This is a genomic window from Phenylobacterium sp. (genome assembly GCF_044372605.1).
Taxonomy (GTDB): domain Bacteria; phylum Pseudomonadota; class Alphaproteobacteria; order Caulobacterales; family Caulobacteraceae; genus Phenylobacterium.
In genome coordinates this window covers 1-10,429 of record NZ_JBILRO010000113.1, presented here as the reverse complement: position 1 = coordinate 10,429, position 10,429 = coordinate 1, and the positions used below count along the sequence as shown (strand labels likewise).

Below are 10,429 nucleotides of genomic sequence, written 5' to 3'. Positions count from 1 at the left end.
GATTCGGACATGGCCGCGCCGGCCATCGCTGCGTCGATCCAGCCGCTGACGAAGCCCCCCTGTGCCACCCCGCCGGAGTGGCACATGTGCGGTGCGCACATGTATTCGATCACGGCGCGTCCGTCTTCGCGACTGACGGTGCGCACCTGGCCCAGGGCGGACTGCAAAGTGGGGGCCTCAGGCTGCGACATGGACAGGTTCCTCTTGGGTCGGGGCGACGGCTGTGTAGGATGGCGTTCGTACACACGCTTCGGCGTAACCGAAGGCGGGGGAAGATGAAATGATGATCTCCGGTTTGATCCTGGCTATGGCGCTGTCGACGCAGGGCGCCGAGGTGCCGAAACCGGCGGAGGCAAAACCGCCGGTCGAGGCCGCCAAGCCCGCCGAGCCCAAGAAGGTCTGCGTCACCGAGGCTCAGCTGGGCAGTCACTTCAAGAAGCGCGTCTGCGCGACGCCCGAAGAATGGGAACGCCGCCGTGAGCGCGACGCAGCCGAGATGTCAAAGATGGGCGACCGGACGGCGGCCTGCAGCGGTTCGTCCTGCTGACAACGAAATCTAAAGAGGAAACACGACCATGCATGAAATCAAGGTAGGCGACGACGCGGCGCTGGGCGCAGAAGCCGTCTGGGCGGTGATCGGCGACTTCTCCGGCATTCGCAAATGGGCCGGCGCCCTGGAGGCCGAGAGCACCGAGGTGACGCCCAAGGGCAAGGTGCGCACCCTGACCATGCCGGGCGGCCGCACCATCCAGGAACTGATGACCGACGAAGGGCCCTGGCACTACACCTACACGTTGGATCGCCCGGACATGAACGCCTACTTCTCGACGGTCTCGGTCGTTCCGGGCGACGCGACCAGCTGCCGCATCGAGTACATCGTGAAGTTCGACCCGAAGGACGCCTCCACGCTGGAAGCGACCACCGAGCAACTCACCAAGTTCTGCCGCGGCAACATCAAGGCGATGAAGCGCGCGCTTGGTCTTGAACCGCCCAAAGCCTGAGGAAACGCCTGACCATGAGTGACGTGGGCATCGACTATCAGGCGATCCTGCCCGAGGGCTGGACACGGCCGCGGGGCTTCGCCCATGCGGTGAGTTCGCGGGGTGGCACGACGATCCGGGTGTCAGGCCAACTGGCGCGGGCGGGCAACGCGCCCGTCGCCGTCGGCCTCACGCTGGGCGAACAGTGGCGGCTGGCGCTGGAGAACTTGATCACCGTGGTGCGCGCCGCCGGCGGCGACATCGGCAACATCGTGCTGCTGCGCGCCTATGTGACCGACATGGCCGAGTTCAATACTGGCGGCGCCATGGTGGGTGAAGCCTGGGCCGCCACACTGGGTCGGCACTATCCGGCCATGACGCTGGTGGGCGTGACGGGCCTGGTAGACCCCAACGCCCGGGTGGAGATCGAGGCCGAGGCCGTGCTGCCCTAGGTGAGGCACAAAGAAGCCCCTGCCGGACAGATGTCTCGGCAGGGGCCAGTGTAGTCCTAGGTTTCGGGTAGGACCGATGAGTGCAGGTGGTCGATTTTCCAGGCCGAACCATCCCAGAGGTAGGTGAAGGAATACCGCGCCTTGACGTCGGTCTTGACGCCCGTGGTCGGGTTGGTGAGCGCCACGGTCCAGAGGCCGACGCGGGTCGCCGTGTTGCAGTCGATCTTGACGGTGCTGGAGTTGATCGTCGCCTGCGGGCTGTTCTTCAGGAAGCTGACGAAATAGTCCCGAACAGCCGCCGGCGTGGTGCGCGGCGTGTTGGAGACGGTGGCCAGCAGCACGGCCGACGGAGCAAACAGCGCGGTAACCTTGTCCGGGTCCTTGGTGGCCCAGGCGGCGTTGAAGGCGGTGAACTGCTGCTCGACAGCAGCCGGCGAGACGGTCGGGCACGACTTGGTCGCGGCGAAGGCGGCAGGCGCGCCAGCGGTCATCACAGCGGCCAGTGCGCCGGCGAGCAGGGTCTTGGTCATCAGGTCTCCGAGGATCGGTAGAAATGCGATCGCGCGGATGCGCAGGCCGCAGATGGGTTCGACCTGACCTAGATCAATGATATTCAGGATGAGACATCCAGTTACCTTTCATTGACGCCGCCAATGAAAGGCCGCGCTCACCTAGTTCCGGCTGGGAATCACTACCGGCAGGGTCTCGTAGCCCTTCACGAAAGCCGAGTGGGTGCGGGTGGGTTCGCGGACGACGCGCACCTCCGGGAAGCGGGCCAGGATCTCTTCCCAGATGATCTGCAGCTGCAGTTCGGCCAGGCGGTTGCCCACGCAGCGGTGGATGCCGAAGCCGAAGGAGAGGTGCTGTCGGGGCCGCTCGCGCTCGATGTTGTAACGCTCGGGGTCGATGATGACGCTATCATCGCGGTTGCCCGAAACGTACCACATGACCACCGTATCGCCTTTCCTGATCATCTTGCCGCCCATTTCGAAGTCCTGGGTGGCGGTGCGCGACATGTGGGCCAGGGGGGTCTGCCAGCGGATCGTCTCGGAGACCATCGCGGTGATCAGCGAGGGGTCGGCGCGCAGCTTCTCGTACTGGTCCGGGTTCTTGTTGAGCGCGTAGATCGAGCCGGAGATCGTGTTCCGGGTCGTGTCATTGCCCCCGATGATCAGCAGCACGACATTGCTGTGATAGTCGCGCAGGCTGAGGTTCCGGGTGGCGGGCGCGTGCGCCATCATCGAGACGAGGTCGAACTTCGGCGGGGCGTTGACCCGCTCGTTCCACAGTTCGGTGAAGCGGCCGAAGCATTCGTCCGCCTGCTCGCGCTTGTGGTCCCAGCTCTTCGCCGGGCCATGGCCGGGCTGGTTGGTGAACATGTCCGACCAGTGGGTCAGCAGGCGGCGGTCCTCCTGCGGGAAGTCGAAGAGCGTGGCCAGGGTCATGGCCGTCAGCTCCTTGGACACCAGGTCGACCCAGTCGAACTCTTCGCCGATCGGCAGGCCGTCGAGGATCTTGCCGGCCCGCTCGCGGATCAGCGGCGCCATGGCGGCCAGGTTGGCGGGGGCGACGACGGGGCTGACCGCCTTGCGCTGCACGTCGTGCTCCGGCGGGTCCATGCCGATGAAGCTGGAGCCGCGCGGACGCTTGTCGGCCTCGGCCTTGGCCTCGAGGGTCTGCAGCGCGATGCCGTCGGCCGAAGAGAACACCTGGTGGTTGGTGTCGACGGCGATGATGTCGTTGTAGCGGGTGATCGACCAGTAGGGGCCGTACTCGCTGTCGGGTGTGTAGTGGACCGGCGCCTCGGCGCGCAGGCGCTCAAAATAGGGCCACATGGCGTTGGCGGCGAACAGGTCGGCCTGGGCCGGATGCAGGGTCTCAAGCGGCAGGGCGTAGACGTCGGCCTGAGCCCCGGCTTTGATTTCGGTATTGCCGTCGGACATGATGATGCTCCCGTTCGACGCATCTTGAGGCGCCGTTTTGATGATCACGACGCAGGTGAGGGCGTCGTGCAAGTTAAATTCGAATAGCCGGGATGCCACTCGCGTGATCGAACCAGGCAAACAGGAGTTTTGTGCCATGACCGACCGACGCCGCACGCTGGCGATGATGCTGGGGTTTGCCGCTGCACCGGAATGGGTCCGCGCCGCAACTGAACCGCTGAAGATCGCCATTGTCGACACCGGCAACACCGGCCGCAGCCTGATGGCCGAAACGCTTTTGCGCGACATGATCCGCCGGCGCAGCCTGCACGTGGCGGTGATCTCGCGCGGTCTTGACGTGGATCCGTTCGACGAAGCGCCGGAGCAACACGCGGCGACCTTGATGGCCGGTCGGGGATTTGATGTTCTCGCCCATCGCGCCCGGGCGCTGACGGCCGCAGACGTTCGCCATGCCGACCTGATACTGACCATGACGGCCAAACACGCGGCGAGCCTGACCGCGACCTACCCGCAGGCCAAGGCCAAGACACATCCCCTGGCGCTTTACGCCTCCGGGACTGCCACAGACGTTCCTGACGCCTGGGGGAAACCCATGGCCGACTATCAGGCCGTGCTGGCCCAGTTGGACCAATACCTGCCGCTGGCGCTGGACAAGGCCGTTGCCGGCGCCCGATCCAGCACCGGGACTTGACCGACGCAGCGTCCAACGGCTCTGGTCGCGTCGGATCACGGGGGTCAGCCTATGAAACTCTATCATTGTCGCGATGCGCGCTCGCTGCGGGCCCTGTGGGCGCTGGAGGAACTGGGCGTCGACTATGAGCTGGTCAACATGGCCTTTCCGCCACGCTCGACCTATCCAGGCTACCTGGCCATCAACCCGCTCGGGACCGTACCGACCCTCACCGACGGCGCCACAACGCTGACCGAGTCGACCGGCATCTGCCACTATCTGGCCGAAACCCATGGGCCGACACCGCTCCGGGTGGATCCTTCAGAGGCCGACTACGGCGCCTACATCAACTGGCTGTTCCGAAGCGACGCGACCCTGACCTTTCCGCAGACGATCGTGCTGCGGTACTCCCGCCTGGAGCCAAAGGAACGACGGCTGCCACAGGCGGTGGAAGACTATTCCGTCTGGTATCTGTCGCGGCTGCGCAGCGTGGAGGCGGCGCTGGAGGATGGTCGGTCCTATCTCTGCGCCGACCGGTTCACCATGGCCGACATCGCGGTGCACTATGCGCTTTACCTGGGCCGGTCACTGGGGCTGGACGCGCGCTACAAGCCGGGCTGTCTGCGATACCTCGACGCCCTGACCGAGCGGCCAGCATTCCAGCGGGCGATGGCGCGACAGGCCGAACCGATCTGAATCGGGCGCGATTCCCACTGGCGTGACCCCGGGCCTTCGGTCCACGATGTCGTCCTGACCGCCGGAGTGCGGCGACGAGGAGACGACCATGGACGACGCCGGCCAGATCCAGACCCACCGTGACGTTCCCGCCAAGCGGCTTGCAACGCCCACCACCGTCAGCCCGCAGCTGCAACGGTCGATCTCGGGGATGGCGGCAGCGGCCGCCGCCGGCGGCGGACTGCCGGCCGGCTGGGCGCCTGGCAACGCCGCCGAGTGGAAAGCCGTGATTGCCCAGATGGACGCCCAGGCGCTGAGCGTAGCGCCGGCGATCAAGGCGATGTTCCCGCATAAGTCCGAACTGCGTCAGATCGCCGGGGTGACGGTGCGCGAGATCACACCGTCGACGCTGGATCCTGCCAAGTCGGGCAAGCTGCTGGTTCACTTTCACGGCGGCGGCTACGCGCTGAACGGCGGCGAGGCCAGTACCGGCGAGGCCGTGCTGGGCGCGCACCACTCGGGCATGAAAGTGATTTCGGTGGACTACCGGATGCCGCCTGAGCATCCGTTCCCGGCGGCAGTCGACGACGCCGTGGCCGTCTGGCAGGCGCTGCGTGCGGATCGCCCGGCCACAGCCATGGGCGCGTTCGGAACCTCGGCCGGCGGCGGGCTGACCCTGGCCCTGGCGCTGAAGCTGAAGACGCTTGGCGAGGCGCTTCCCGGCGCCCTGGCGCTGGGCACCCCCTGGGCGGACCTCACCGGCGCCAGTGACAGCTATCAGGTCAACGCCCATGTGGACGGGATCTTCTCGAACTTCGACGGCTTAGGGCGAGCCATGGCCGAACTCTATGCCGGACCGGCGGGCGTGACCCATCCGCTGGTGTCGCCGGTATTCGGGGAGTTCTCGGGCTTCCCGCCCACAGTCTTCGTCACCGGAACACGCGACATCCTGCTGAGCGACACTGTGCGGGTCTACCGCGCCATGCGGACGGCGGGCGTCACCGCACGTCTGGAAGTGCACGAGGCGATGAGCCACGCCGAATACATCTACGCCTTCGACGCGCCGGAATCGGCGGTAGCGTTCCAGGACGTCGCCCGGTTCTTCGACGAACATCTGGCGGGCTGAGGCCATGATCCGAATGACGGGTGTCTGGCTGGCGGCGCCTACTTCGGCGCGTTCGCTGGCATGGTCGAGAACGCCTCGGAACTTGCCGGGCGCCTTTCAGCCCTCAAGGGCGCGCCGGGCTGCAAGGTCGAGAGCAAGGTGTTCCCGGGACAGTCGCACATGAGCGTGCCGTGGGAGGCCTTGAACACCATGCTGAGCTTCGCCCTCGGTCAAGGAAGCCAAAACCCGTGACCCGCCAGAAAGTCCTGGTCCTCTATCTGGCCAACAGCGCGCTGGACGCGCCGACCATCGCCTGGGCCGTCTATGACGGGACCGGTGAAAAACTGCATATGGCCGGCGACAGCGAAGAGGTCCCCTACGCCACGGGTCTGGCCGCGCTGAAGGATGGTTGGCGACTGTTCCAGGCATCCCAGCTGAACCCGCATGCGCGGGGCGAGGAATTCGACATCGCCTATCTGAAGTACGAATTCTGGTTCGAACAACTGGTTGAGGTGACCCCATGAGCCAGGCCCCGCCCCTGCTCAGCTCCGCCCAGATGGCCCGCTTCGTCGCCCGCGGCTTCCTGCGATTCGATGCCGTGGTGCCGGACGACATCAATGCCCAGTTCATGGCCGAGGCCGGCGAGGTCGCCGAGCCGAAGCCGGGCGAGCGGCTGATGAAAACCTATGGCAAGGCGCTGGCGGCCAATGCGATCCCGGAGGTATCGGCGGGCACACCGCTCAGCCAGACCTATCCCGAGGGCAGCGCCATCTCGCGGTTGCTGGATCTGCCGCTGGTGCGCGGGGCGCTGCAAAGCCTGCTGGGCGATGACCCGGTGTTCGACCACCACTTCCTGCACATCACGTTTCCGCCCGCCTATCACGCGGCCTCGGGCGGCGAGAGCGTCAGTCAGCATACGCACCAGGACTCGACCATCGACCCACGGCAGGCCTTCGATGTGCAGGTGATGTACTATCCGCACAAGGTGACCCGGCCCATGGGCGGCACGCGGTTCATCCCCGGCACCCACCTGCGCAAGGTCAGCGAGGTGGCGCTGGGGCGCTACCAGAACATCCGCGGGCAACAGCACATGGTCTGCGAGGCAGGCACCCTGCTCTTCCTGCATCACGGCATCTGGCACGGCGGGGGCGTGAACCTGTCGGACCGCACCCGCTACATGTTCAAGATCCGCATGCACGCGTCTGGCTCACAGGTGCGTCGCTGGGATGTCGAGCCGATTGAGCCGCGTGCGCCGCAACGGCCGATCTTCTATGTGAAAACCCCGTCAGATCCGGAGAGCGTCGCGGCGATCCTGATGACGCCGGAACCCTGGTTCGAGCAGGACACCGGGCGACTGGAATATGTGAACCGGGTGAAGCTGTGGCGTTACCTCAGCGGCGATCCGTCGTTCGATGCGGACTACTGGATGACGCGGCTGGAGGCGGAGGCCGCGCCAGCCTGACGATCAGGCGCACTCCAGGGCGAAGGCACGTCGCATGTGGCGCTCAGCCGATGCAGCGTCGAGACTGGTCGAGGCGGTCATCAACAAGGCCGCCAGACCGTCGTGCAGCGCAATCAATCGCAGCGCGGTGTCGCCTGGTTCGGGCAATGTCCAGACGCCTAGGGCGCATCCCGCCCGAAGGACGTCGCCCAGGGCGGTTTCGAGGCGCGCCTGCGCGGACTTGAGGGCGGCCGACATGGCGGGGTCCTGTCCGGCCATCTCGCTGGCTTCCAGCCAGAGCCTCCAGAACGGCTCGGAGTCGGGGGTGAAATTCTGGGCAAAGAAGTGGTCCATGGCGTCGGCGGGACTGAGTGCCGCACCGAATTGTCTGGGGATCACATCGTCGAAAATCAGGCCCCAGGCCGTCGCCCGAAGGTCTGACCAGCGGAAGTAGTGATTGAGCAGGCCGGTGCCGACACCGGATCGCTCCGTGACGTCACGGGTCCGCGCCCGGGCCAGCCCGACCTCGACAAGCAGGTCGACGGTCGCCCGCAGGATCGCGCCGCGGCGATCGTCCGCACTTCGGTCTGACCGCTCCATGACGGACCTTCCTTGACAGCATTGAGCGATTGCTCAATAAAGCATTGAGCAATTGCTCAACGATGGATAGCGATGAAACCGGAACGCCGCAACACCGAGGTCGACATGATCCGCACCCTGGCGCTGATCGGCATCTGCGTGGTCAACGTGCCATTCATGGCGCTGCCGGCCGAGGCGCAGGTCTTGGCGCCCGACACCCTGGCCGACCAGATAGCGCTCTTCGCCGTGGAGGCGTTCTTCCAGGGCAAGTTCTTCCTGCTGTTTTCGTTCATCTTCGGATGGGGCCTGCATATCCAGGCCGCCTCGGCGGCACGCGCCGGGGTCTCGTTTGGCGCGCGCTATTCCCGACGGTTGCTGGGCCTCGGTGTGATCGGCGCCGCCCACGCGATCCTGGTGTTTTCCGGGGACATTCTGGTGCTCTATGCCTGCCTGGGCGTGCTGATCTGGCCGGTGCGCAACTGGTCGGCCAGGGCGCTGATGCGGCTGGCCTTCGGCATGACGCCGGTGGCGGCCATCGCGCTGGCTCTGGTGGCGATCGCAGTCAGCGAGAGCGGCATCCCGCCGTCCGTCGGCGCAGGCCTGGGCGGCAGCTACCTCGAGGCCACGGCGACCCGACTGCGCGACTGGCCCACTACGTTCGTTTTCATCGCCCTGTTCAACGGCCCCCTGGCTTTTGGTGCATTCGCGGCGGGGCTGGCCGCCGCCAAGAGCGACTTTTTCCGCCCCGGTCATCCGGTTTTCACGCGGCTCCAGAGGGCTGCGCCGTTGCTGCTGCTCGCGGGCATGCCGCTGAACATTGCCTATGCGGCGACCCTCAGCGAGTTCGCGGCGACCTGGCCGGCTGCCGTGCAGGGTCTGGCGTTTGTCGGTCTGGCGATCGGCGGCCCGATGCTGTCGGTCACCTATCTCTTGGCGATCGTCGCCCTGGCGCGCCGGCTGAAGCCTCGCGGTTACCTGCTGGCCTCGGGACGCAATTCCCTGACCGGCTATGTGACCGACGGAATCCTTGCCGGCTTTGTCTTTGGCGGTTACGGGCTCGGGCTCTTCGGGGCGCTCGGACACGCCGCTCTGTTCGGCGCTGCGCTGGCCATAGCGTTGAGCGGCGGGTTGATCGCAACGGCCTGGGATCGTTTCTCGCCGCAAGGGCCGCTGGAAACCCTGCTGCGCCGGATCACCTACGGCCGGCCGGCGACGGCGCCAGGCGCCTAGGCGAGACATCGGACTAATCGCCTCTGAGGCGAAGATACCCCTCGGATTCGAGAGGTACCGTCCTGAGGTCGGACGGGGGATGTTCAAGGCTACAGTGTAGCCAAGGATAGCTTTATGCTCGTCAAACCCTTTCTGAAAACCTCCCTCGCGCTTGCGGCGGCCTGCACCCTATGGGCCGGCAGCGCCCAGGCGACTGTGCACAACATCAACCTGTCAGGGGTTGTCGCCGACGGCTTCTACCATCCGCCTTTCACCATTGGCGCGACGACGTTCAGTCAGTGGTCGATCGGCCTTTCGGGGTTGGACGGCATGAACACCCTTGAGGTGGCGCAGGGCGATATCGTGAATGTGACGGTCACCCTGGATCAACTTTTCACCGTCCCGGCTTCCGGCATCCTGACGTCCTTCGGCCTGGGCCTGGGTGGCCAGGTTTTCCCGGTCGGCGATACCGCGACAGCCAACAATGTGTTCGATTTCTTCAACGGAATGGCGCTGGTGAAGTCGGGAAACTCTGGCTCGGTCACCTCTTCCGGCCAGATTCCGGCCGGTGTGATCTTCTTCCCGCCTGACAACACCGCGTTCTCGTTCGACTCGCTTTTCGCCAGCTTCGAGATCTCGGACCTCAGCGCACCAGCCACGCTGGACTATTCGGTCATGTCCTACACGCTGTTCAATCCGGCGGCCGTGCCGGAGCCCACCACCTGGGCGATGATGATCATCGGCTTTGGCGGAGTCGGCGCGCTGATGCGCCGCCGTCGCCGCGATGGCGGTCTGGCCGCGTTCGCCTGAGCCTGACTTCGACTTTGGCGAAGGCCCCGGCGGAGACGCCGGGGCTTTTTGCTATCCAACCTGGCCCTTGGCCGGGGTGACCTTGCCATCGTCGAGGTCGTAGCGTGCGGCGACGATCTTGAGCTTGCCGGCGAGCACACGGGCGCGCAGCGGCGGGCTGTTCACGAAAATCTCGGCCGCCGCGTGGCTGGCGTTGATCGAGACAACCGCATCCAGCTTGTCTGGCGCATCGGCCGGAGCTGCACGCACCGCCGGCGCAATCAGGGCGGCCAGCGCCCCGATCTTCGTGCCCGCGTCGGCCGGATCGCCCTTGCCCGCCAGGGCGTCGATGGTCGCCTTGATCGCACCACAGCGTTCGTGACCCAGCACCATGATCAGGGTGGAGCCGAGGTGGATGACCGAATACTCCAGCGAGGCGAGCAGGGCGTCATCCACCACATTGCCGGCCACGCGACAGACAAACAGATCTCCCAGGCCCTGGTCGAACAGCAGTTCCGGCGGAACCCGGCTGTCGGCGCAGGTCAGGATCGTGGCGAACGGGGCCTGGCCCGCCGCCACCTTGCCG

At 65.9% G+C, this 10,429-nt stretch carries 16 protein-coding genes; 11 read left to right on the top strand and 5 right to left on the bottom strand.

The window, feature by feature from the left end:
* A partial coding sequence (locus tag ACIQ42_RS10590) for a hypothetical protein (protein ID WP_397422161.1) occupies positions 1-191 on the bottom strand: 191 nt, incomplete at its 3' end.
* Positions 192-280: 89 nt separating this feature from the next.
* Here ACIQ42_RS10590 and ACIQ42_RS10585 point away from each other — a divergent pair.
* From ACIQ42_RS10585 to ACIQ42_RS10575, 3 genes are read left to right on the top strand one after another with little or no spacing between them, the layout of a single operon-like run.
* Positions 281-547 (top strand): hypothetical protein, encoded by a 267-nt coding sequence (locus tag ACIQ42_RS10585; RefSeq protein ID WP_397404855.1) that lies wholly within the window; start codon positions 281-283, stop codon positions 545-547.
* Between the two features lie 28 nt (positions 548-575).
* On the top strand, positions 576-1,001 hold the full coding sequence (locus tag ACIQ42_RS10580; RefSeq protein ID WP_397404857.1) for an SRPBCC family protein: 426 nt from the start codon (positions 576-578) through the stop codon (positions 999-1,001).
* Positions 1,002-1,015: 14 nt separating this feature from the next.
* Positions 1,016-1,432: a RidA family protein gene (locus ACIQ42_RS10575; protein ID WP_397404859.1), complete on the top strand. Its 417-nt coding sequence runs from the start codon at positions 1,016-1,018 to the stop codon at positions 1,430-1,432.
* A gap of 56 nt (positions 1,433-1,488) precedes the next feature.
* Here the strand turns inward: ACIQ42_RS10575 and ACIQ42_RS10570 are convergent, their stop codons facing one another.
* Together ACIQ42_RS10570 and ACIQ42_RS10565 are read right to left on the bottom strand one after the other, a co-directional pair.
* Positions 1,489-1,962, bottom strand: a complete 474-nt coding sequence (locus ACIQ42_RS10570; protein WP_397422160.1) for an SgcJ/EcaC family oxidoreductase — start codon at positions 1,960-1,962, stop codon at positions 1,489-1,491.
* A 141-nt stretch (positions 1,963-2,103) separates the two neighbouring features.
* Complete coding sequence (locus tag ACIQ42_RS10565; RefSeq protein ID WP_397422159.1) at positions 2,104-3,375, bottom strand: cytochrome P450; 1,272 nt, start codon at positions 3,373-3,375, stop codon at positions 2,104-2,106.
* Between the two features lie 136 nt (positions 3,376-3,511).
* On the opposite strand from ACIQ42_RS10565, the gene ACIQ42_RS10560 reads away from it, so the two are divergent.
* From ACIQ42_RS10560 to ACIQ42_RS10535, 6 genes are all read left to right on the top strand, one after another.
* Positions 3,512-4,066 (top strand): hypothetical protein, encoded by a 555-nt coding sequence (locus ACIQ42_RS10560; RefSeq protein ID WP_397422158.1) that lies wholly within the window; start codon positions 3,512-3,514, stop codon positions 4,064-4,066.
* 51 nt (positions 4,067-4,117) lie between these two features.
* The gene (locus ACIQ42_RS10555) at positions 4,118-4,741 is read left to right on the top strand and encodes a glutathione S-transferase family protein (protein WP_397422157.1); all 624 of its coding nucleotides are present in this window, start codon (positions 4,118-4,120) and stop codon (positions 4,739-4,741) included.
* A gap of 88 nt (positions 4,742-4,829) precedes the next feature.
* Positions 4,830-5,846, top strand: coding sequence for an alpha/beta hydrolase (locus tag ACIQ42_RS10550; protein WP_397422156.1), 1,017 nt, complete (start codon positions 4,830-4,832; stop codon positions 5,844-5,846).
* 60 nt (positions 5,847-5,906) lie between these two features.
* Entirely contained in the window at positions 5,907-6,077 is a 171-nt protein-coding gene (locus ACIQ42_RS10545; protein WP_397422155.1) for a hypothetical protein, read from the top strand.
* Positions 6,074-6,349: a hypothetical protein gene (locus ACIQ42_RS10540; protein WP_397422154.1), complete on the top strand. Its 276-nt coding sequence runs from the start codon at positions 6,074-6,076 to the stop codon at positions 6,347-6,349. Before ACIQ42_RS10545 ends, ACIQ42_RS10540 begins: the two co-directional genes overlap by 4 nt.
* Positions 6,346-7,287, top strand: coding sequence for a phytanoyl-CoA dioxygenase family protein (locus ACIQ42_RS10535; protein WP_397422153.1), 942 nt, complete (start codon positions 6,346-6,348; stop codon positions 7,285-7,287). The genes ACIQ42_RS10540 and ACIQ42_RS10535 overlap by 4 nt, the downstream gene beginning before the upstream one ends.
* 3 nt (positions 7,288-7,290) lie before the next feature.
* Here the strand turns inward: ACIQ42_RS10535 and ACIQ42_RS10530 are convergent, their stop codons facing one another.
* Positions 7,291-7,866, bottom strand: coding sequence for a TetR family transcriptional regulator C-terminal domain-containing protein (locus ACIQ42_RS10530; RefSeq protein WP_397422152.1), 576 nt, complete (start codon positions 7,864-7,866; stop codon positions 7,291-7,293).
* A 72-nt stretch (positions 7,867-7,938) separates the two neighbouring features.
* Between ACIQ42_RS10530 and ACIQ42_RS10525 the strand changes: the two genes are divergently transcribed.
* Together ACIQ42_RS10525 and ACIQ42_RS10520 are read left to right on the top strand one after the other, a co-directional pair.
* Positions 7,939-9,075 (top strand): DUF418 domain-containing protein, encoded by a 1,137-nt coding sequence (locus tag ACIQ42_RS10525; RefSeq protein ID WP_397422151.1) that lies wholly within the window; start codon positions 7,939-7,941, stop codon positions 9,073-9,075.
* A 114-nt stretch (positions 9,076-9,189) separates the two neighbouring features.
* Positions 9,190-9,864 (top strand): PEPxxWA-CTERM sorting domain-containing protein, encoded by a 675-nt coding sequence (locus ACIQ42_RS10520; RefSeq protein WP_397422150.1) that lies wholly within the window; start codon positions 9,190-9,192, stop codon positions 9,862-9,864.
* Positions 9,865-9,915: 51 nt separating this feature from the next.
* On the opposite strand, the gene ACIQ42_RS10515 is transcribed toward ACIQ42_RS10520, so the two are convergent.
* On the bottom strand, positions 9,916-10,429 hold a 514-nt coding region (locus tag ACIQ42_RS10515; protein WP_397422149.1), incomplete at its 5' end, for a carbonic anhydrase.